This window comes from Massilia niastensis DSM 21313 (genome assembly GCF_000382345.1).
GTDB lineage: Bacteria > Pseudomonadota > Gammaproteobacteria > Burkholderiales > Burkholderiaceae_D > Telluria > Telluria niastensis.
The window spans coordinates 116,407-134,952 of record NZ_KB908085.1; the positions used below are offsets into that span (position 1 = coordinate 116,407).

The 18,546-nt window shown below is 66.6% G+C and carries 24 protein-coding genes; 18 read left to right on the top strand and 6 right to left on the bottom strand.

Annotated features, from left to right (window positions below):
- Nucleotides 1-18: 18 nt before the first annotated feature.
- Together H162_RS0108145 and maiA are read left to right on the top strand one after the other, a co-directional pair.
- On the top strand, nt 19-1,044 hold the full coding sequence (locus H162_RS0108145; RefSeq protein WP_020652963.1) for a fumarylacetoacetate hydrolase family protein: 1,026 nt from the start codon (nt 19-21) through the stop codon (nt 1,042-1,044).
- Nucleotides 1,041-1,685, top strand: a complete 645-nt coding sequence (gene maiA, locus H162_RS0108150) for a maleylacetoacetate isomerase (RefSeq protein WP_020652964.1) — start codon at nt 1,041-1,043, stop codon at nt 1,683-1,685. Before H162_RS0108145 ends, maiA begins: the two co-directional genes overlap by 4 nt.
- A 90-nt stretch (nt 1,686-1,775) precedes the next feature.
- On the opposite strand, the gene H162_RS0108155 is transcribed toward maiA, so the two are convergent.
- Nucleotides 1,776-2,222 carry a CBS domain-containing protein gene (locus tag H162_RS0108155; protein WP_026354395.1) on the bottom strand — a complete coding sequence of 149 codons (447 nt, stop codon included), beginning with the start codon at nt 2,220-2,222 and terminating at the stop codon, nt 1,776-1,778.
- A 216-nt stretch (nt 2,223-2,438) separates the two neighbouring features.
- Here H162_RS0108155 and H162_RS0108160 point away from each other — a divergent pair, with 216 nt between their 5' ends.
- The 12 genes from H162_RS0108160 to H162_RS0108215 all read left to right on the top strand — a co-directional run bounded on the left by H162_RS0108160 (nt 2,439) and on the right by H162_RS0108215 (nt 11,673).
- Complete coding sequence (locus tag H162_RS0108160) at nt 2,439-3,209, top strand: uracil-DNA glycosylase family protein (RefSeq protein ID WP_020652966.1); 771 nt, start codon at nt 2,439-2,441, stop codon at nt 3,207-3,209.
- Between the two features lie 227 nt (nt 3,210-3,436).
- The gene (gene iscR / locus H162_RS0108165) at nt 3,437-3,916 is read left to right on the top strand and encodes a Fe-S cluster assembly transcriptional regulator IscR (RefSeq protein WP_020652967.1); all 480 of its coding nucleotides are present in this window, start codon (nt 3,437-3,439) and stop codon (nt 3,914-3,916) included.
- A 19-nt stretch (nt 3,917-3,935) separates the two neighbouring features.
- Nucleotides 3,936-5,192 carry an IscS subfamily cysteine desulfurase gene (locus tag H162_RS0108170; RefSeq protein WP_020652968.1) on the top strand — a complete coding sequence of 419 codons (1,257 nt, stop codon included), beginning with the start codon at nt 3,936-3,938 and terminating at the stop codon, nt 5,190-5,192.
- 25 nt (nt 5,193-5,217) lie between these two features.
- Complete coding sequence (gene iscU, locus H162_RS0108175) at nt 5,218-5,610, top strand: Fe-S cluster assembly scaffold IscU (protein ID WP_020652969.1); 393 nt, start codon at nt 5,218-5,220, stop codon at nt 5,608-5,610.
- A gap of 29 nt (nt 5,611-5,639) precedes the next feature.
- Nucleotides 5,640-5,963, top strand: a complete 324-nt coding sequence (gene iscA / locus H162_RS0108180; protein WP_020652970.1) for an iron-sulfur cluster assembly protein IscA — start codon at nt 5,640-5,642, stop codon at nt 5,961-5,963.
- Between the two features lie 5 nt (nt 5,964-5,968).
- Nucleotides 5,969-6,484, top strand: a complete 516-nt coding sequence (hscB, locus tag H162_RS0108185) for a Fe-S protein assembly co-chaperone HscB (protein ID WP_020652971.1) — start codon at nt 5,969-5,971, stop codon at nt 6,482-6,484.
- Between the two features lie 90 nt (nt 6,485-6,574).
- Nucleotides 6,575-8,464: a Fe-S protein assembly chaperone HscA gene (gene hscA / locus H162_RS0108190; RefSeq protein WP_026354396.1), complete on the top strand. Its 1,890-nt coding sequence runs from the start codon at nt 6,575-6,577 to the stop codon at nt 8,462-8,464.
- 42 nt (nt 8,465-8,506) lie between these two features.
- On the top strand, nt 8,507-8,848 hold the full coding sequence (gene fdx / locus H162_RS0108195) for an ISC system 2Fe-2S type ferredoxin (protein WP_026354397.1): 342 nt from the start codon (nt 8,507-8,509) through the stop codon (nt 8,846-8,848).
- Nucleotides 8,849-8,857: 9 nt separating this feature from the next.
- Nucleotides 8,858-9,052: a Fe-S cluster assembly protein IscX gene (gene iscX / locus H162_RS0108200; RefSeq protein WP_020652974.1), complete on the top strand. Its 195-nt coding sequence runs from the start codon at nt 8,858-8,860 to the stop codon at nt 9,050-9,052.
- Nucleotides 9,039-9,947: a class I SAM-dependent methyltransferase gene (locus H162_RS0108205; RefSeq protein ID WP_020652975.1), complete on the top strand. Its 909-nt coding sequence runs from the start codon at nt 9,039-9,041 to the stop codon at nt 9,945-9,947. The genes iscX and H162_RS0108205 overlap by 14 nt, the downstream gene beginning before the upstream one ends.
- Before the next feature lie 5 nt (nt 9,948-9,952).
- Nucleotides 9,953-10,990 carry a low-specificity L-threonine aldolase gene (ltaE, locus tag H162_RS0108210; protein ID WP_020652976.1) on the top strand — a complete coding sequence of 346 codons (1,038 nt, stop codon included), beginning with the start codon at nt 9,953-9,955 and terminating at the stop codon, nt 10,988-10,990.
- Nucleotides 10,987-11,673: an rRNA pseudouridine synthase gene (locus tag H162_RS0108215; RefSeq protein WP_020652977.1), complete on the top strand. Its 687-nt coding sequence runs from the start codon at nt 10,987-10,989 to the stop codon at nt 11,671-11,673. The genes ltaE and H162_RS0108215 overlap by 4 nt, the downstream gene beginning before the upstream one ends.
- A gap of 1 nt (nt 11,674) precedes the next feature.
- Here the strand turns inward: H162_RS0108215 and H162_RS0108220 are convergent, their stop codons facing one another.
- Complete coding sequence (locus tag H162_RS0108220) at nt 11,675-12,412, bottom strand: 3-oxoacyl-ACP reductase family protein (RefSeq protein WP_020652978.1); 738 nt, start codon at nt 12,410-12,412, stop codon at nt 11,675-11,677.
- Nucleotides 12,413-12,589: 177 nt separating this feature from the next.
- On the opposite strand from H162_RS0108220, the gene H162_RS0108225 reads away from it, so the two are divergent.
- Nucleotides 12,590-13,183 (top strand): TetR/AcrR family transcriptional regulator, encoded by a 594-nt coding sequence (locus tag H162_RS0108225; protein ID WP_020652979.1) that lies wholly within the window; start codon nt 12,590-12,592, stop codon nt 13,181-13,183.
- Nucleotides 13,184-13,190: 7 nt separating this feature from the next.
- On the opposite strand, the gene H162_RS0108230 is transcribed toward H162_RS0108225, so the two are convergent.
- From H162_RS0108230 to H162_RS0108245, 4 genes are read right to left on the bottom strand one after another with little or no spacing between them, the layout of a single operon-like run.
- Nucleotides 13,191-13,748: an RDD family protein gene (locus tag H162_RS0108230; protein WP_020652980.1), complete on the bottom strand. Its 558-nt coding sequence runs from the start codon at nt 13,746-13,748 to the stop codon at nt 13,191-13,193.
- Nucleotides 13,735-14,592: a DUF3106 domain-containing protein gene (locus tag H162_RS0108235; protein ID WP_020652981.1), complete on the bottom strand. Its 858-nt coding sequence runs from the start codon at nt 14,590-14,592 to the stop codon at nt 13,735-13,737. Before H162_RS0108235 ends, H162_RS0108230 begins: the two co-directional genes overlap by 14 nt.
- Nucleotides 14,589-14,996, bottom strand: coding sequence for a DUF3619 family protein (locus tag H162_RS0108240; RefSeq protein ID WP_020652982.1), 408 nt, complete (start codon nt 14,994-14,996; stop codon nt 14,589-14,591). The genes H162_RS0108235 and H162_RS0108240 overlap by 4 nt, the downstream gene beginning before the upstream one ends.
- Nucleotides 14,993-15,562, bottom strand: coding sequence for an RNA polymerase sigma factor (locus H162_RS0108245; protein ID WP_020652983.1), 570 nt, complete (start codon nt 15,560-15,562; stop codon nt 14,993-14,995). Before H162_RS0108245 ends, H162_RS0108240 begins: the two co-directional genes overlap by 4 nt.
- A 258-nt stretch (nt 15,563-15,820) precedes the next feature.
- On the opposite strand from H162_RS0108245, the gene H162_RS0108250 reads away from it, so the two are divergent.
- From H162_RS0108250 to H162_RS0108260, 3 genes are read left to right on the top strand one after another with little or no spacing between them, the layout of a single operon-like run.
- Nucleotides 15,821-16,696, top strand: a complete 876-nt coding sequence (locus tag H162_RS0108250) for a TauD/TfdA dioxygenase family protein (protein ID WP_020652984.1) — start codon at nt 15,821-15,823, stop codon at nt 16,694-16,696.
- A gap of 12 nt (nt 16,697-16,708) precedes the next feature.
- Nucleotides 16,709-17,713, top strand: coding sequence for an ABC transporter substrate-binding protein (locus H162_RS0108255; protein WP_020652985.1), 1,005 nt, complete (start codon nt 16,709-16,711; stop codon nt 17,711-17,713).
- A 1-nt stretch (nt 17,714) separates the two neighbouring features.
- Nucleotides 17,715-18,545 carry an ABC transporter ATP-binding protein gene (locus tag H162_RS0108260; RefSeq protein ID WP_020652986.1) on the top strand — a complete coding sequence of 277 codons (831 nt, stop codon included), beginning with the start codon at nt 17,715-17,717 and terminating at the stop codon, nt 18,543-18,545.
- The last annotated feature ends 1 nt before the right edge of the window (nt 18,546 follow it).

Here is an 18,546-nt window from a genome sequence, read left to right on the forward strand (position 1 = left end):
TTCTTGGAAGGAAACAACATGAAGCTCGCCACTCTCAAAACGGGCGGCCGCGACGGCACCCTGGTCGTCGTCAGCCGCGATCTCATCACCTGCCAGGCCGTGCCGCGCATCGCCCATACCCTCCAGCAGGCGCTGGACGACTGGGACAACATCGCCCCGCGCCTCCAGCACATCTACGACCAGCTCAATGCCGGCACCGCCGACAAGGCCGAGTCCTTCCTCGAAGAGGAGAGCCACTCGCCGCTGCCGCGCGCCTACCAGTGGTGCGACGGCTCGGCCTACATCAACCACGTCGAGCTGGTGCGCAAGGCGCGCAACGCCGAAGTGCCGCCGTCGTTCTACACCGACCCGCTGATGTACCAGGGCGGCTCGGATTCCTTCGTCGGTCCGTGGGACCCGATCGCGGTGCAGTCGGAGGACTGGGGCGTGGACCTGGAGGCCGAGGTGGCGGTGGTCACGGGCGACGTGCCGATGGGCGCCAGCGTCGACGAGGCAGCGAAGGCGATCCGCCTGGTCATGCTGGTGAATGACGTTTCGCTGCGCAACCTGATTCCGAACGAACTGGCCAAGGGCTTCGGCTTCTTCCAGTCGAAGCCGGCCAGCGCGTTCTCGCCGGTGGCGGTGACGCCCGACGAGCTGGGCAAGGCCTGGCGCGACAGCAAGCTGCACCTGCCGCTGCTGGTCACGCTCAACGAAACCCCGTTCGGCCGCCCGAACGCCGGCGAAGACATGACCTTCAGCTTCGCCCAGCTCATCGCCCATGCGGCGAAGACGCGCGAACTGGGCGCCGGCAGCATCGTCGGCTCGGGCACGGTCTCCAACAAGCAGGGCAACCTGCACGGTTCGAGCATCGCCAACGGCGGCGTCGGCTACTGCTGCCTGGCCGAAGTGCGGATGTACGAAACCATCGAGCAGGGCGCCCCGGCGACGCCATTCCTGCGCTACGGCGACACGGTGCGCATCGAAATGCTCGACGACAGCGGCGCCAGCATCTTCGGCGCCATCGACCAGGAAGTCGCGCCCTACCACAGGAGGCATGGATGAAGCTCTACACCTATTTCCGCAGTTCGGCCGCGTACCGCGTGCGGATCGCGCTGAACCTGAAGGGCCTGCCGTACGAGGCGGTGCCGGTGCACCTGCTGCGGGGCGGCGGGGAGCAGCTCCAGGATGCGTACCGCAACATCAATCCGAGCGGGCTGGTGCCGTCCTTCCAGGACGACTGGATCACGCTGAGCCAGTCGATGGCGATCATCGAATACCTGGAAGAGACGCATCCCCAGCCGGCGCTGCTGCCGCAGGATGCGGCGGGACGGGCGCGCGTGCGCGAGCTGGCGCAGGTCATCGCCTGCGACATCCATCCTCTCAACAACCTGCGCGTGCTGGGCTACCTGGTCAAGCACCACGGCCTGGACGAGCAGGGCAAGAAGGAGTGGTACCGCCACTGGATCATCGAAGGCTTCCGCTCGCTCGAGGCGCACCTGGCGCGCGATCCCGGCGCGGGACCGTTCTGCCATGGCGACCATCCGACCATCGCCGACTGCTTCCTGGTGCCGCAGGTGTTCAATGCGCAGCGCTTCGACATCGACGTGGCGGCCTATCCGAACATCTGCCGCATCAATTCGCTGTGCATCGAGCTGCCGGCGTTCAAGTCCGCGCATCCGTCGCAGCAGCCCGACACGGAATAAGCGGGAACAAGCGGGAACAAGCGGGAGCAAGCGGGAACAAGCGGACGTAGGCGCCATGCCATCGGCCTGCGCCGATGGCATGGCCTGCGTTCAGTGCTGGGTCGGCGTGCGGTCGGGCTCGGACGGGCTCGAGATCTCGTCGAGCGCGCGGTCGACGCTGGCCGAGTGCCTGGTCGCCATGTCGCCCAGCGAAACGATGCCCACCAGCTGGTGCGACTTCTCGTCGATCACCGGCACGCGGCGGATCTGGACGTCGCCCATCTGGCCCAGCACCTCGTCGACGCTCTGGGTGCTGAAGCAGGTGCGCACGTCGGTGCTCATGACGTCGCTCACATGGGTCCGGTCCGGCGACTGGCCGGCGGCGGTCGAGCGCACGGTGATGTCGCGATCGGTGATCATGCCCACCAGCCGGTCGCCGTCGCAGACCGGGATCGCGCCGACGTTCAATTCGTCCATCAGCTGCGCAGCGCGCTGGACGGTTTCCTGGGGCGAAATCGTTTGTACGTTGGGGGTCATGATTTCTTGAATGGTTTGCATGAAGGATCTCCTCGCGATTGGTCGATTGCCCGGGGTGGGCAGCATGGAGATCATGCGCCGAATCGGGAAAGTCGGACGCCAGATTGAATACGGGAATGGGTGCCCGAATCAGCGTGGATGCTCCCGATGGCTCCTGGCGCCGATGCCGTCATTGGCGAACGGCCCCGCGATGCGCCTTGCGCTACAATCGCGCCATTTTTCAGCGCGCAGCCCGCCATGCCAACCTCCGCCATCCCCGCCCCCATCCTGCAAGCCCTCGACCTGGCCCACGCCTCCTGGCGCACGATCCTCGAGCAGGGCCTGGACGCCATGGCCCGGGCCAACCCCGGCTACCTGCCGGCGCTGGCGGTCGACGCTTACCTGCCCACCGAACACCGCCTGTTCGCGGCCTTCGCCCTGCCCTTGGACCAGGTGCGCTACGTGCTGGTGGGGGAGGGACCCTACCCGCGCGCCGAGAGCGCCACGGGGGTATGCTTCATGGATGGCGCGGTGGGCGAACTGTGGTGCGACAGCGGCCTGTCCAAGCCGGTCAACCGCGCCACCTCGCTGCGCAACTTCATGAAGATGCTGCTGGTGGCCTCGGGGCGCCTGCAGGCGCACGACACCGGCGGCGCGGCCATGGCGCCGGTGGCGTCGAGCGCGCGCAGCGACGGCTCGATCCGGACCCTCGCGCAACTGCAGGAAAACCTGACCCGCAACGGCTTCCTGCTGCTGAACGCCGCGCTGGTGTTCCGCTCCACCGTCGCCCCGGCCATCGACGCCCGCGCCTGGCAACCCTTCCTGCAGACCGTACTGGCGGCCCTGGCGGCGCGCCCGGCGCCGCCGACCCTGATCCTGTGGGGAAAGATCGCCGAGCAGCTCCGAAAGTTGCCGGAAACCGCCGCCCTGCCGCAGGTCGTCGCGGAACATCCCTACAACCTGTCCTTCATCCAGCACCAGGGCATGCAGCAACTGTTCGGCCCGATGGACTTGCTCAGGTCACAATAAACGCCGGCGCAAGGCAGGCTGCTCGAATGGAAGGGAAGGGCGGCGCGGGCGCGCCGGAAAAAATTCGGAAGAAAGCGCCAGGCGCCGTTTTTGGGGTCTTCAAGACAAGACGCCCGTGTTTTGCTATACTTGACTAAATCGTTCAACTAATCCGGATTTTTGCAAGCCATGCAAGGCACATGGATTGTTTGAACAAGGGCAATATTTTAACACTAACCGGGGTTGTGATGCGTCTGACCACCAAGGGCCGTTTTGCTGTTACCGCGATGATCGACCTTGCCCTCCGCCAGGGCAACGGTCCGGTCACGCTGTCGGGCATCAGCCAGCGCCAGGCGATTTCGCTGTCCTACCTGGAGCAGCTGTTCGGCAAGCTGCGCCGCCACGAGATCGTCGAATCGATCCGCGGCCCGGGCGGCGGCTACAGCCTCGCGCGTCCGGCCGACAAGGTGACGGTGGCCGACATCATCATCGCGGTCGACGAGCCGCTCGATGCCACCCAGTGCGGCGGCAAGGAAAACTGCCACGGCGCCGATGCCGCAACCGGCACCCGCTGCATGACCCACGAGCTGTGGACCACGCTGAACGAGAAGATGGTCGACTATCTCGATTCGGTCTCGCTGCAAGACCTGGTCGACCAGCAGAAGCAGAAAGAACAGAACGTCGTGGTCGTGCACCGCAATCACCACGCCGCCGTCGGACAAAATTGAAGAATACTGGAGTGAACTGATGAACGCGCCTTTGGACAAGAAAACCGAGCAGAGTTTCGTGACTGCGCCCCACTTCCCGATCTACATGGATTACTCGGCCACCACGCCGATCGATCCGCGTGTGGCGGACAAGATGATCCCGTTCCTGCGCGAGCAGTTCGGTAACCCGGCCTCGCGCAGCCATGCGTACGGCTGGAGCGCCGAAGCGGCGGTCGAGGAGGCGCGCGGCCACGTGGCGGCCATCGTCGGTGCCGATCCGCGCGAGATCGTCTGGACTTCCGGTGCGACCGAAAGCAACAACCTGGCGCTGAAGGGCGCCGCCCAGTTCTACAAGACCAAGGGCAAGCATGTCATCACCGTCAAGACCGAACACAAGTCGGTGCTCGACACCGTGCGCGAACTGGAGCGCGTCGGCTTCGAGGCGACCTACCTGGAGCCGCAGGACAACGGCCTGATCACGATCGAGCAGCTGGAAGCGGCGATCCGCCCGGACACCATCCTGGTCTCGGTCATGATGGTCAACAACGAGATCGGCGTGATCCAGCCGATCGCGCAGATCGGCGAACTGTGCCGCTCGAAAGGCATCATCTTCCATTGCGACGCCGCGCAAGCCGTCGGCAAGGTCGACATCGACCTGAACAAGCTGAAGGTCGACCTGATGACCTTCACCGCGCACAAGGCCTACGGTCCGAAAGGCATCGGCGCCCTGTACGTGCGCCGCAAGCCGCGCGTGCGCCTGGAAGCGCAGATGCACGGCGGCGGCCACGAGCGCGGCCTGCGTTCGGGCACCCTGCCGACCCACCAGATCGTCGGCATGGGCGAAGCCTTCCGCCTCGCCAAGGAAGAAATGGACGCCGAACTGGTGCGCATCAAGGCGCTGCGCGACCGCCTGGCCAAGGGCCTGATGGAGATCGAGGAAGTCTACGTCAACGGCGACATGGACCAGCGCGTGCCGCACAACCTGAACGTGTCGTTCAACTATGTGGAAGGCGAGTCGCTGATCATGGCGATCAAGGACATCGCCGTGTCGTCGGGTTCGGCCTGCACCTCGGCCAGCCTGGAACCATCCTATGTCCTGCGCGCCCTGGGCCGCAGTGACGAACTGGCGCACAGCTCGATCCGCTTCACCATCGGCCGCTTCACCACCGAGGAAGAGATCGATTTCGCCGTCAACCTGCTGAAATCGAAGGTTGGCAAACTGCGCGAACTGTCGCCGCTGTGGGACATGTTCAAGGAAGGGATCGACCTGAACTCGATCCAATGGGCAGCCCACTAATCAAGCGTATTTAAGGAGCATTACCATGGCATATTCGGACAAAGTGCTGGACCACTACGAAAACCCGCGCAACGTCGGCGCCTTCGACAAGGGCGATGACGCCGTCGGCACCGGCATGGTGGGTGCGCCCGCTTGCGGCGACGTGATGAAGCTGCAGATCAAGGTCAACGACCAGGGCCTGATCGAAGACGCGAAGTTCAAGACCTACGGCTGCGGCTCGGCAATCGCCTCGAGCTCGCTGGTGACCGAATGGGTCAAGGGCAAGAGCCTGGACGAAGCGCTGGCGATCAAGAACACCCAGATCGCCGAAGAGCTGGCACTGCCGCCGGTCAAGATCCACTGCTCGATCCTGGCCGAAGACGCGATCAAGGCCGCCGTCGCCGACTACAAGAGCAAGCACGCCGACAAGGCAGCGTAATCACCCGTAGAACCAAGCTGGAGAACCACATGGCAATCACCCTGACCGAAAAGGCCGCCAAGCACGTCAACCGTTTCCTCGAAAGACGGGGCAAGGGGATCGGCTTGCGCTTCGGTGTGCGCACCACCGGTTGCTCCGGCCTGGCCTACAAGCTCGAGTATGTCGACGAGTCCTCGGCCGACGATAACGTCTTCGAATCGCATGGCGTGAAGGTCTTCGTCGACCCGAAAAGCCTGCCCTACATCGACGGTACCGAGCTGGACTTCGCGCGCGAAGGACTGAACGAAGGCTTCCGCTTCAACAACCCGAACGTCAAGGACAACTGCGGCTGCGGCGAAAGCTTCCGTATCTGAGCCCAATGCAGAATCACTTCGACCTGTTCCAGCTGCCGGCCCGTTTCGAGGTCGACATGCATGCGCTTGATTCGGCCTACCGCGAGATCCAGGGCCGCGTCCATCCGGACCGCTTCGTCAACGCTTCCGATGCCGAGAAGCGGGTGGCGATGCAGTGGGCGACGCGCGCCAACGAGGCCTACCAGACCCTGCGCAATCCGCAGAAGCGCGCGCAGTACCTGTGCGAGATCAACGGCGTCGACCTGCAGACCGAGTCCAACACGGCCATGCCGATGGCCTTCCTGATGCAGCAGATGGAATGGCGCGAGGCGCTCGACGATGCGCGCGCGGCGAAGGATGTCGGGGCGCTCGACGGGCTCGATGTCCAGGTCCGGAACGAGCGCAAGCAGTTGCTGGCGCAGGTCGGGCAGCAGCTCGACGCCGGCGACTTCCACGGGGCGGCGCAGGGCGTGCGGGCGCTGATGTTCCTGGAGAAGTTCGGGGACGAAGTGCAGTACGCGTTCGAGGCGCTGGAAGCCTAATCCGCCGGTTCGCATCGGCGGACTGTCATTGTGGGGTGGCGCATTTCCGGTCACCCGACGAACCATAAGAACAATTCAGGTACCACCATCATGGCACTTCTCCAAATCGCCGAACCCGGCATGTCCACCGCTCCCCACCAGCACCGCCTGGCCGTGGGCATCGACCTGGGCACCACCAATTCGCTGGTCGCCACCGTCCGCAGCGGCAGCCCCGAAGTGCTCAGCGACGAAGACGGCCGTTCGCTGCTGCCATCGATCGTGCGCTACCTGGCGAACGGCCACGCCAACATCGGCCACAAGGCCGCCCACCACCAGACCACCGACCCGAAGAACACCATCGTCTCGGTCAAGCGCTTCATGGGCCGCGGCCTGAAGGACATCGCCCACGCCGAGAACCTGCCGTACGACTTCGTCGATGCGCCCGGCATGGTGCAGGTGAACACGATTGCCGGCGTCAAGAGCCCGGTCGAGATCTCGGCCCAGATCCTGGCCACCCTGCGCCAGCGCGCCGAGGATTCGCTGGGCGACGAACTGGTTGGCGCCGTGATCACCGTGCCGGCCTATTTCGACGACGCCCAGCGCCAGGCCACCAAGGACGCGGCCCAGCTGGCGGGCCTGAACGTGCTGCGCCTGCTGTCGGAACCGACCGCCGCCGCCATCGCCTATGGCCTCGACCACGGCAAGGAAGGCGTCTACGCGGTCTATGACCTGGGCGGCGGCACCTTCGACATCTCGATCCTGAAGCTGTCGAAAGGCGTGTTCGAAGTGCTGTCCACCGGCGGCGACTCGGCCCTGGGCGGCGACGACTTCGACCACCGCCTGTTCTGCTGGATCACCGAGCAGGCCAGGCTGGCGCCGCTGTCCGAGCAGGACACCGCGACCCTGATGGTCAAGGCGCGCCAGGCCAAGGAACTGCTGTCGACCAACGACGAGACGGTCGTCGAGGCGATCCTGAAGTCGGGCGAGCTCGTGCAGGTCACGATTACCGCGCACACCTTCGCCGAGATCACCAGGCACCTGGTCGCCAAGACCATGAACGCGATCCGCAAGGCGATGCGCGACGCCAATGTAGCAGTCGAGGACGTGGACGGCGTGGTGATGGTGGGCGGCGCGACCCGCATGCCGCACGTGCGCCGCGCGGTATCGGAGTTCTTCCACACCATCCCGCACGCGAACATCGACCCGGACAAGGTGGTGGCGCTGGGCGCCGCCATCCAGGCCAACCTGCTGGCCGGGAACCGCGCCGAAGGCGACGACTGGCTGCTGCTCGACGTGACCCCGCTGTCGCTGGGCATCGAGACGATGGGCGGCCTGGTCGAGAAGATCATCCCGCGCAACTCGACGATTCCCTGCGCCCGGGCGCAGGAGTTCACGACCTTCAAGGACGGCCAGACCGCGCTGGCGGTGCACGTGGTGCAGGGCGAGCGCGAGCTGGTGTCGGACTGCCGTTCGCTGGCGCGCTTCGAGCTGCGCGGCATCCCGCCGATGGCGGCCGGTGCGGCGCGCATCCGAGTGACCTACCAGGTGGACGCGGACGGCCTGCTGTCGGTGTCGGCGCGCGAGATGCGTTCGGGCGTGGAAGCCTCGATCACGGTCAAGCCGTCCTACGGCCTGGGCGACGACGAGGTGGCGCGCATGCTGCAGGATTCCTACAGCTCGGCGCAAGTCGACATGCAGATGCGCGCGCTGCGCGAAGAGCAGGTCGAGGCCGAGCGCATCCTGCTGGCGACCCAGTCGGCGCTGGACGCCGACGCCGAACTGCTGTCCGACGAAGAGCGCGCCGCGATCGAAGCAATGGAACTGGCGGTGCGCGAGGCGGTGACGCGCTCGAACGACGCCTCGGTGGATACCGGCAGCCGCCAGAGCGCGCTGCACGATGCGGTGCAGGCGCTGGCCAAGGGCACCGAGGACTTCGCCGCCCGCCGCATGGACAAGAGCGTGCGCAAGGTCCTGGCGGGTAAATCGCTGGACGAGATCTAACGCCCCAGCACGCCACACAAAACAATCAACGAGGTAATCCAAGTGCCACAAATCGTCATCCTCCCCCATCCGGTGTTCTGCCCGGAAGGCGCCGTTCTTGAAGCCCCGGCCGGCAAGTCGGTCTGCGACGTCCTGCTCGACAACGATATCGACATCGAGCACGCCTGCGACCGCGTCTGCGCCTGCACCACCTGCCACGTGATCGTGCGCGAAGGCTTCGACTCGCTGAACGAGCAGGAGGAAAAGGAAGAGGACATGCTCGACAAGGCCTGGGGCCTGGAGCCGAACTCGCGCCTGTCGTGCCAGGCCATCGTCGCCGAGGAAGACCTGGTCGTCGAGATCCCGAAGTACACGATCAACCACGCCGCCGAAAAGAGCCACTGAGGATCAGCCATGAAATGGACTGAAGTCACTGCCATCGCCGAGGCCCTGTACGAGAAGCACCCGGACGTCGACCCGACCACCGTGCGTTTCGTCGACCTGCACAACTGGGTCGTCGAGCTCGAGGAATTCGACGACGACCGTACGCGCGGCGGCGAACGCGTGCTCGAAGCCATCCAGGCGGCATGGATCGATGAAGCGCGCTGACCACACCAGGAAAGCCCCGGCCGCGCCGGAGCTGCCGCCCGAGGTACGTCCCGGCCAGTCGATCGAGCTGCTCAAGGAGCTGCACATCCTGACCCGCGACGGCAAGCTGAACCAGGACAGCCGCCGCAAGCTCAAGCAGGTCTACCACCTGTACAACTTCATCGAGCCGCTGCTGCGCGAGGTCCAGGCGGAGCACCCGGGCGTGTCGCTGGTCGACCACGGCGCCGGCAAGTCCTACCTCGGCTTCATCCTGTACGACCTGTTCTTCAAGGACCTGGATCCGCAAGACGGCGCCCACATCTACGGCATCGAGACCCGCGAAGAGCTGGTGCAGAAGTCGACCGAGCTGGCCGCGCGCCTGGGCTTTGGCGGCATGTCCTTCCTGCCGCTGTCGGTGGCCGAATCGACCACTTCCAGCAGGCTGCCCGAGACCATCGACATCGTCACCGCGCTGCACGCCTGTAATACCGCCACCGACGACGCGATCGACTTCGCGCTGAAGAAGAAGGCGAAGCACATGGTGCTGGTGCCGTGCTGCCAGGCCGAAGTGGCGACCGTGCTGCGCAAGAACAAGGGCAAGGACCTGGGCCGCAGTGCGCTGACCGAGATCTGGCGCCACCCGATCCATACCCGCGAATTCGGCAGCCAGCTGACCAACGTGCTGCGCTGCCTGCAGCTGGAGGCGCATGGCTACCAGGTGACGGTGACCGAACTGGTGGGCTGGGAGCACTCGATGAAGAACGAGCTGATCGTCGCGACCTACAAGAACCTGCCGCGCCGCCGTCCCACCGAGCGCCTGGACGACGTATTGTCCGAACTCGGCCTGAAGGAAATGAAGCACCGTTTCTACACCCCGGTCACGGCCCAGGCCGACACGCCGACCACCACGGATTGACAAGAATGAGCGACAAGCACCAGCACTGGATCGACCTGCGCAGCGATACCGTCACCCAGCCGTCCGAAGCGATGCGCGCCGCGATGGCCGCCGCCGACGTGGGCGACGACGTGTATGGGGACGACCCGTCGGTCAACCGCCTGCAGGACTTCGCGGCCGACCTGTTCGGCTTCGAAGCCGGCATGTTCGCCCCGAGCGGCACCCAGACCAACCTGATCGCCCTGATGACCCACTGCGGCCGCGGCGACGAGTACCTGGTCGGCCAGGAAGCGCACACCTACAAGTACGAAGGCGGCGGCGCCGCGGTGCTGGGCAGTATCCAGCCGCAGCCGATCGCCAACCAGGCGGACGGCTCGATCGCATTGGCCGACATCGAGGCCTACATCAAGCCGGACGACATGCATTTCGCGCGCACCCGCCTGCTGGCGCTGGAAAACACCATCGGCGGACGCGTGCTGGGCCAGGACTACGTGGCCGCCGCGACCGCGCTGGCGCACGGCAAGGGCATGGCGACCCACCTCGACGGCGCGCGCATCTGCAACGCCGCCGTGCAGCAGGGCCTCGGCCTGCGCGCGGCGGTGGCCGGCTTCGACACCGTCTCGGTCTGCCTGTCCAAGGGCATGGGCGCGCCGGTCGGCTCGGTGCTGCTGGGACCGAAGGCCTTCATCGAACAGGGCAAGCGCTGGCGCAAGATGCTCGGCGGCGGCATGCGCCAGGCCGGCGTGATCGCGGCCGCGGCCCAGTACGCGCTCGAGCACAACGTGCAGCGCCTGGCCGAGGACCACGACAACGCGGCCGAACTGGCGCGCGGGCTGGCGCAGATCGCCGCGCTCAAGGTCGGCACGCCGCAGACCAACATCTTCTGGATGGACGTGCCGGCGGCAGCCTGCGAGCCGCTGCGCCAGGCGCTGGCGCGCGAGCGCATCCGCGCATCGGTCGGCCCCAGGACCCGCCTGGTGACCCACCTGGACGTCTCGCGCGCCGACGTGGCCCGCACCGTCGAGGTGTTCAAGGCCTTCTTCTCGACCTGGAGCGGCGCATGACGGACGACTCAATCCGGCTCGCCAAGCGCGTCGCGGAAGTAAAAGGCTGTTCGCGCGCCGAGGCCGAACGCTATATCGCGGGCGGCTGGGTCAGCGTGGACGGCGCTGTCGCCGACGACCCGGCCATCCGTGTCACCCCCGCGCAGCTCGTGGCGCTGCTGCCGGGCGCGACTCCGGTCGAACCGCCGCCGGTCACCATCCTGCTGCACAAGCCGGCCGGCATCGATGCCGACGCCGCGCTCGCCTCGTTGGGCGCCGAGACCCTGGAGCAGGAGGACGGCCGCGGCAAGCGCTTCCTGAAACGCCATCTGGCCAGGCTGGTCGCGGCGGCGCCGCTCGAGCCTGAAGCCAGCGGCCTGGTGGTCTTCACCCAGGACTGGCGCGTGGCGCGCAAGCTGGTCGAGGACGGCGCCCGCATCGAGCACGAATACGTGGTCGAAGTCGAGGGCGAGATCCAGGCGGACGGCCTGGAAAAGCTCAACCGCCAGTTCAAGGCCAGCTGGCAGAACGAAACGCGCCTGCGCCTGGCCGGCAAGAACATCCAGCCGGGCCAGATCGCCATCCTCTGCGCCGGCGTCGGCTTGCAAGTCCGCTCGATCCGCCGCCTGCGGGTCGGCCGCATGTCGATGGGCGGCCTGCCGTCCGGGCGCTGGCGCTACCTGCACGACACCGAGCGCTTCTGACTCAGGCCAGGTAGCCGCCGTCGACGGTCAGCGCGGCGCCGTTGACGAAGCCCGCGCCCGGCTGCGCCAGGTAGGCGACGAAGTCGGCGATCTCGTCGTCGCGGCCCATGCGGCCGAGCGGGATCGTGGTGCGCAGGAAGGCGCGCACGTTTTCATCGGCGACGATCTCGGTTTCGGTCGGTCCCGGCTGGACCGTGTTGACCGTGATGCCGCGCGGGCCGAGGTCGCGCGCCAGGCCGCGCGTCAGTCCGGCGATCGCCGCCTTCGTCATGCCGTAGAGCGCATGACCGGCGCCGCCCACGCGCTCCGCCGTCACGCTTCCGATATTCACGATCCGGCCCCCTTCCTGCATGTGAGGGGCCGCGGCATGGATGGCGGCGAACACGCCGCGCACGTTGACGGCCATGATCCGGTCGAAGTCCTCCAGCGTCACCTGGTCGACCAGGCCGCCCTCCAGGATGCCCGCGTTGTTGACGAGGATGTCGAGCCGGCCGAATTCCCGCACCGCGATCCCGACCGCGCGCTGCATGGCCGCCGCGTCGGCGCTGTCCGCACGCACGGCCAGGGCGCGGCCGCCCGCATCCTGCACCGCCTGTTCCACCTCGCGCGCCCGCGCCTCGGCGCTGACATAGGTGAAGACCACGGCCGCGCCATCCGCGCACAGCCTGCGCACGATCGCCGCGCCGATGCCGCGCGAACCGCCGGTGACGAGGGCGACTTTTCCGGTAAGAGTATGCATGTTGCCAGCCTTTCTTGACTAATTAGTCCAAATAAGAAGAAAAAAATGGATCGGGCATGCCGATCGAACTGCCGGCTCGACGAGAAAGAAGCTGTCGTGCCTGGCCGGAGTCGATTATACTTACATTTTGGATAGGTCAGTCAATAATTATTTTGCGGATCTTCAGGAGTAGACGACATGGCACGTACGAAGGTGTTCGATCCCCGGCTGGCGCTGGAGGCGGCAATGGAAGTTTTCTGGGAAAAAGGATATGAGGCGAGCTCCACGGACGACCTGCTGACGGCAATGAAGATCGGCCGCCAGAGCATGTACGACACCTTCGGCGACAAGAAACAGCTCTACCTGGCCGCCCTCGAGCATTACATCGACACGGGCGGCGTCGAGATGCGGCGCCGCTTCGGCGGCGCGCTGACGCCGCTGCAGGCGATCCAGGAATTCCTGATGGAGACGGCGCAGGCGGGTGCCCGCGACCGGGCGCGCGGCTGCATGGCGGTCAACGCCGCCTCCGACTTCGGCGAACAGGATGCGGACGTCTGCGCGCTCGTCACGCGCGCCGGCGAAGTCACCGAAGGCGTGCTGGCGAGGCTGCTGGCGCAGGCGAAGGAGCGGGGCGAGGTTGCGCCCGGCCTGGACGTGGCGGCGGCGGCCAGCTACATCCACACCACGATCCGCGGCATGCGCACCAGCGCCAAGGCCGGGGTCGGCGCCGGGCTGCTGTCGGCCACGGCCGGCTTCGTGATGGCGGCCCTGAAGGCGCCGGCCGCGCAGTGAGGCCCCGTCAGGCGCGCTGTGCCTTCGGCAGCAGGACCAGGCGGGTCCCGGCCAGCCGGTCGTGCAGGAACTGCCGGTCCTTGTCGAGGAAGGCGGTCAGCGCCCAGGCGACCACCCCGATGGCGAGCGCGATCGCGATCTCGCCCTTGGCATGCAGGCCGAAGACCGCGCACACCAGCAGCGCCGGCGCGAACCAGCCCCAGGCCAGCAGGTAGCGGATCGCGGCGGTGCGGAAGGGCAGGCGCGCGTGGCCGGGCTGGATCAGCTTCATGCGCCAGGTCTTCATGGCCAGCGTGTGGCCGCTGTCGGTCCAGAAGTGGATGAAATAGGCGGCCGTCACCAGGAACAGGAAGGCCTTCAGGCCATGCTGGTAGACGGGTTCCTGCCGGTTGCCGGTCAGGAGGAGGTAGGCCAGGACCGCCAGCATCTCGGCCGCGGTCAGGAGGAAGGCCTCGTAGACCATGGCCAGGACGCGGCGCTTGACGGACGGCGTGGCGACCTTCGGTGTATTCACGTGCGCCGTATCGATGGGCGGCGTATCGACGCCCGGTTCAGTTGCTTGCATTTGGCGCAGCCTGGGCGGAAGGTTGGGGGGCGGGCGGCGAGGCCGGGGCGACGGCCGGCGCGGCCGCGCCCTGCGGTGCGGCGCCCGGTGCGACGGCGCCCGGTGCGGCCGCGCCTGGCGCTGCGGCGCCCGGCAGGGCGGTTGCCGGCGCGCTGCCCGGCGCGCCGACGGCCGGGACGGGCAGCGCTGCGCCCGGCGCCGGCGTCGCGGCCGTCGCGGGAGCGGGCGGCGCCGGCATGCCCGGCGCCTGGATGCCGATGCACGAGGCGCCGCGGCGCGTGGTGTTCGGCGGGCAGCTGGTCGGCGTCACCAGGGCCGGGGACTCCGGCAGCGCGACCGGCGCCGACTTGCGGGCCGCCGACTTGGCCAGCTTGCGCCGCTGTTCTTCCGGCAGCTGCTTGTAGTTTTCCCAGGTCGCGGCCTTCTCGCCCGGCGCCAGGTTGCGCGCCCGGTTGAAGTTCTCGCGCGCCAGGTTGCGCTGCTCGGGAGTGAGTTTCATCCACTGGCGCATCCGTTCGTGGACGCGCTGCTGCTCGGCCGTGTTCATCGACGCGAAGCGTTGCGATACCTCGAGCCACCTGCGCTTGCGCAGCCCGTCCATCTGGTCCCACTCGGTCTGCAAGGGCGCGAGCGCCTGCTGCTGGGCGCGCGTCAGGTCGCGCCACAGCGGCTTGTCGAGGGTTTTCGGGACCGGCTTGGCGCCTGCCGCCGCCGTGGAAGCCGGCGTGGCCGGCGATGGCGTCCCCGTGCGGTCGACGATGACCCAGGCGATGGCGCCGGCCACCAGGACCGCTGCCGCCGTTCCCAGCAGGGCGACGCGGGGCTTCGAGGCGTTCTTCGTCATTGCTGGCGCTGCTGCGACTCCAGGTAGGCGTTGAACCCGTTGTCGAGATAGGCGGTCAGCGGCAGTTCGTCGGCCAGCACGGCCGCGTCGATGTCGGCCAGTGCGGCGATGCGCTGTTGCTGTTCATGCTGGTAGATCCCGCCCATGCCGATGACCAGCGCCAGCAGCGGCACGGCCACGCCCAGCCGGGACAGCGCAGGGCCGCTCAGCAGGGCGCCGAAGTCGAACCAGCCGCGCTGCGGCTGGCCCGCCTGCGCGCGCACCGGGGCGTCCGGCTTCTTGCGCGCCATGGCGCGCGCGCGCGCGGCCGCCAGCCGGTCGGTGGTCGATGCCGGCAGTGAGTCGAGATTGTCGTTCAGCGCGTGGCGTATCTTGTACGCCAGGTTGATGTCGTCGGTATTCATAATTTGATTCCCTTGGCCTTGAGCGCTACGGCGAGGGCGTGGGTGGCGCGGGAACAATGTGTTTTAACGCTGCCTTCCGAGCAACCCATCGCTTCGGCCGTTTCGGCCACGTCCATATCCTGCCAGTAACGCATGAGGAAGGCTTCCCGTTGACGCGTCGGGAGCTTTTGTACCTCTTCTTCGATCAGGCGCAAGGTTTGTGCGCGCTCAAACTGGTCCGCACTCGACTCTGCAGCCGCCGATCCCTCTTCGGCTTCATACGAAGCAAGTATATCAAAATCATCATCGTCGCCGTCACCGCGGCTGAAGCCGGAGAAGAGGCTGACCCAGGTGTTGCGCACCTTCTCGCGGCGGAAGTAATCCAGGATGGTGTTCTGCAGGATGCGCTGGAACAGCATCGGCAATTCGGCGGCCGGCTTGTCGCCATACTTCTCGGCGAGCTTGATCATGGCGTCCTGGACGATGTCCAGCGCCGACTCGTCCTTGCGGACGGCATAGACCGCCTGCTTGAACGCACGCCGTTCGACATTCTCGAGGAAGTCGTTAAGTTCTTTGTCTGTGGCCATGCGGGTTCAAGGAAGCGCTCGTGTTGCTCATGCTTTAAGGAAAACTGTCGAATCCTAGCAAAAATCCTCACGGCATGCACCGTAATTGCGCAGCGGCTACTTTTCGCCCGTATCGGAACGGCCATTCCGGACCGGGAAGGGCGCCGTCGGCACTGCTTTTCAGAAACCGAATGTCGATAGACGAAATGGTTCGTTGTCGAGTCAATAGTGCATGGCTATTCTCGAAGCACGTTCAATCAGCAATAAGAAGACGCCATCATGCCTTTCGATACCATCCGCCAGGATTTCGCCATCCAGCCCTTCGCCGGCGCCGCACTCGGCGCCGAAGTACTGGGCCTCGATCTCTCGCGTCCGCTTTCCGACGACGATTTCCAGCGCCTGCACCGCGCCCACCTGGACCACCACGTGCTGGTGTTCCGTGATCAGAAGATTACCCCAGCGGAGCAGGTTGCGTTCAGCCGCCGCTTCGGCGAACTGCAGATCCACGTGCTGCGCCTGTTCCAGCTGGCCGGCCACCCCGAGGTGCTGGTGATCTCCAACATCCGCGAGAACGGCGAGCCGATCGGCCTGGGCGACGCCGGCCACTACTGGCACTCCGACCTGTCGTACAAGGAAACCCCGAGCCTCGGTTCGATGCTGCATGCCCAGGAATTGCCGGCAGAGGGCGGGGACACGCTGTTCGCCAACCAGCATACCGCCTGGGACACCCTGCCCGGGGAGCTCAAGCGCGAAGTCGAGGGCCTGCAGGCCGAGCACAGCTACCTGGCGCGCTACGAGGAACTGGCGCAGCGCAATCCGTGGCGCCCGAAGCTGAGCCAGGCCCAGATCGACGAAGTGGTGCCGGTGCGCCACCCGGTGGTGCGCACCCATCCGGAAACCGGGCGCAAGGCGCTGTTCGTGAGCGAGCATTTCACCACCCGCATCCTGGGCGTGTCCGAACAGCGCAGCCGCGAACTGCTCGACCTCCTGTTCGCCCACAGCGTGCGTCCCGAATTCGTCTACCGCCACCAGTGGCAGCCGCATGACATGGTGTTCTGGGATAACCGTTCGCTGCAACACCTGGCCGCCGGCTGCCCGGACCAGCTGCGCCGCAAGCTGTACCGCACCACGATCGCCGGCGACGTCCCATTCTGATCAAGGAAGCATATGACCAAGTTGAAGAAAATCGCCGCCCTGGCCGCGGCGCTGGCCCTGGTGTTGCCGTCGGCGGCCCGGGCTGAAGGCAAGATCCGTATCGCCGAGCAGTTCGGCGTGGTGTACCTGCTGCTGAACGTGGCGCAGGACCAGAAACTCATCGAAAAGCACGGCAAGAAGCAGGGCGTCGAGATCGACGTCGACTGGGTCAAGCTGTCCGGCGGCCAGGCCGTCAACGATGCGCTGCTGTCCAACTCGGTGGACGTGGTCGGCGCCGGCCTCGGCCCGCTGTTCACGATCTGGGACCGCACCAACGGGCGCCAGAACGTGCGCGCCGTCGCTTCGCTCGGCAATTTCCCGTACTACCTGGTCAGCACCAACCCTGCCGTGAAGACGATCGCCGACTTCAGCGAGCGCGACCGCATTGCGCTGCCGGCCGTGACGGTCTCGGTGCAGGCCCGCCTGCTGCAGATGGCGGCGGCGAAGCAGTGGGGGGCGTCCGAGTTCAAGAAGCTCGACCCGATCACCCAGACCGTCCCGCATCCGGACGCGGCGGCCGCCCTGATCGCCGGCAAGACCGAACTGAACGGTCACTTCGGCAGTCCGCCCTTCCAGGACCAGGAACTGGCCGGCAATCCGAAAGCCCACGTGGTGCTCGATTCCTACCAGGTGCTGGGCGGCCCCAGCTCGGCCACCGTGCTGTACGCCACCGAGAAGTACGTGAAGGACAATCCGAAGACCTACCGCGCCTTCATCGATGCGCTGGTCGAGGCGGCCCAGCTCGTCACGAAGAATCCGGAGGCCGCGGCCGACGCCTACCTGCGCGTCAACAAGAACAACATCGACCGCGCGCTCCTGGTCAAGGTGATCAGGGACCCGAAGGTGCAGTTCAAGGTCGCGCCCCAGAACACGCTGGGCCTGGCCCAGTTCCTGCACCAGGTCGGCGCGATCCGCAACAAGCCGGCCAGCTGGCGCGATTACTTCTTCGCCCATCCGGCGCTGGACACGGGGAGCTGACATGGGCCCGCTGAACCTCGTCCCGCTCGAACCGCTGCTGCGCGCCGAGCACGTCACCCTCGAATACGCAGGGGAGCGCGGGGTCGTGCGCGCCACCGACGACGTCAGCTTCGATGTCCACCGCGGCGACCGCTTCGTGCTGCTGGGGCCTTCGGGCTGCGGCAAGTCGACCCTGCTGAAGGCCATCGGCGGCTTCATCAAGCCCCAGGCCGGCAGCCTGAGCCTGGCCGGGAAACCGATCACGGGGCCGGGGCCGGACCGCATCGTCGTGTTCCAGGAATTCGACCAGCTGCCGCCGTGGAAGACGGTGAAGCAGAACGTGATGTTCCCGATGCTGGCGAATGGCGTGAAGCGCGGCGAAGCCGAGGGACGCGCCCGCCACTGGCTGGGCAAGGTGGGGCTGGCGCGCTTCGCCGACGCCTATCCGCACACGCTGTCGGGTGGCATGAAGGCGCGGGTGGCGATCGCCCGGGCGCTGGCGATGCAGCCGGCCGTGCTGCTGATGGACGAGCCGTTCGCGGCGCTGGATGCGCTGACGCGGCGCACCATGCAGGAAGAATTGCAGACCCTGTGGGACGAGATCGGCTTCACCATGCTGTTCGTGACCCACTCGATCGAGGAGGCGCTGGTGGTGGGCAACCGCATCCTGCTGCTGTCGCCGCATCCGGGGCGCGTGCGCGCCGAGCTCAACAGTCACCAGTTCAGCCTGTCCAGCGCCGGCAGCCAGGAATTCCAGGCCGCGACCCAGCGCATCCACGGGCTGCTGTTCGGCGGCGCCCAGGCGTCCGCCGCCCATGAGGGCCCCGCCCCGCAACCATTTGCCGTGCATTGAT

Bases quoted from the DNA above. Each gene is read 5' to 3' on its own strand.
- H162_RS0108235 (WP_020652981.1), bottom strand. From the start codon at position 14,592: ATGACGAAGAACGCCTCGAAGCCCCGCGTCGCCCTGCTGGGAACGGCG.
- ltaE (WP_020652976.1), top strand. From the start codon at position 9,953: ATGAGCGACAAGCACCAGCACTGGATCGACCTGCGCAGCGATACCGTC.
- H162_RS0108245 (WP_020652983.1), bottom strand. From the start codon at position 15,562: ATGGCCACAGACAAAGAACTTAACGACTTCCTCGAGAATGTCGAACGG.
- iscU (WP_020652969.1), top strand. From the start codon at position 5,218: ATGGCATATTCGGACAAAGTGCTGGACCACTACGAAAACCCGCGCAAC.
- H162_RS0108260 (WP_020652986.1), top strand. From the start codon at position 17,715: ATGGGCCCGCTGAACCTCGTCCCGCTCGAACCGCTGCTGCGCGCCGAG.
- H162_RS0108240 (WP_020652982.1), bottom strand. From the start codon at position 14,996: ATGAATACCGACGACATCAACCTGGCGTACAAGATACGCCACGCGCTG.
- H162_RS0108205 (WP_020652975.1), top strand. From the start codon at position 9,039: ATGAAGCGCGCTGACCACACCAGGAAAGCCCCGGCCGCGCCGGAGCTG.
- hscB (WP_020652971.1), top strand. From the start codon at position 5,969: ATGCAGAATCACTTCGACCTGTTCCAGCTGCCGGCCCGTTTCGAGGTC.
- H162_RS0108170 (WP_020652968.1), top strand. From the start codon at position 3,936: ATGAACGCGCCTTTGGACAAGAAAACCGAGCAGAGTTTCGTGACTGCG.
- H162_RS0108250 (WP_020652984.1), top strand. From the start codon at position 15,821: ATGCCTTTCGATACCATCCGCCAGGATTTCGCCATCCAGCCCTTCGCC.
- H162_RS0108215 (WP_020652977.1), top strand. From the start codon at position 10,987: ATGACGGACGACTCAATCCGGCTCGCCAAGCGCGTCGCGGAAGTAAAA.
- H162_RS0108220 (WP_020652978.1), bottom strand. From the start codon at position 12,412: ATGCATACTCTTACCGGAAAAGTCGCCCTCGTCACCGGCGGTTCGCGC.
- hscA (WP_026354396.1), top strand. From the start codon at position 6,575: ATGGCACTTCTCCAAATCGCCGAACCCGGCATGTCCACCGCTCCCCAC.
- H162_RS0108145 (WP_020652963.1), top strand. From the start codon at position 19: ATGAAGCTCGCCACTCTCAAAACGGGCGGCCGCGACGGCACCCTGGTC.
- iscR (WP_020652967.1), top strand. From the start codon at position 3,437: ATGCGTCTGACCACCAAGGGCCGTTTTGCTGTTACCGCGATGATCGAC.
- iscA (WP_020652970.1), top strand. From the start codon at position 5,640: ATGGCAATCACCCTGACCGAAAAGGCCGCCAAGCACGTCAACCGTTTC.
- H162_RS0108155 (WP_026354395.1), bottom strand. From the start codon at position 2,222: ATGCAAACCATTCAAGAAATCATGACCCCCAACGTACAAACGATTTCG.
- H162_RS0108225 (WP_020652979.1), top strand. From the start codon at position 12,590: ATGGCACGTACGAAGGTGTTCGATCCCCGGCTGGCGCTGGAGGCGGCA.
- maiA (WP_020652964.1), top strand. From the start codon at position 1,041: ATGAAGCTCTACACCTATTTCCGCAGTTCGGCCGCGTACCGCGTGCGG.
- H162_RS0108160 (WP_020652966.1), top strand. From the start codon at position 2,439: ATGCCAACCTCCGCCATCCCCGCCCCCATCCTGCAAGCCCTCGACCTG.
- iscX (WP_020652974.1), top strand. From the start codon at position 8,858: ATGAAATGGACTGAAGTCACTGCCATCGCCGAGGCCCTGTACGAGAAG.
- H162_RS0108230 (WP_020652980.1), bottom strand. From the start codon at position 13,748: ATGCAAGCAACTGAACCGGGCGTCGATACGCCGCCCATCGATACGGCG.
- H162_RS0108255 (WP_020652985.1), top strand. From the start codon at position 16,709: ATGACCAAGTTGAAGAAAATCGCCGCCCTGGCCGCGGCGCTGGCCCTG.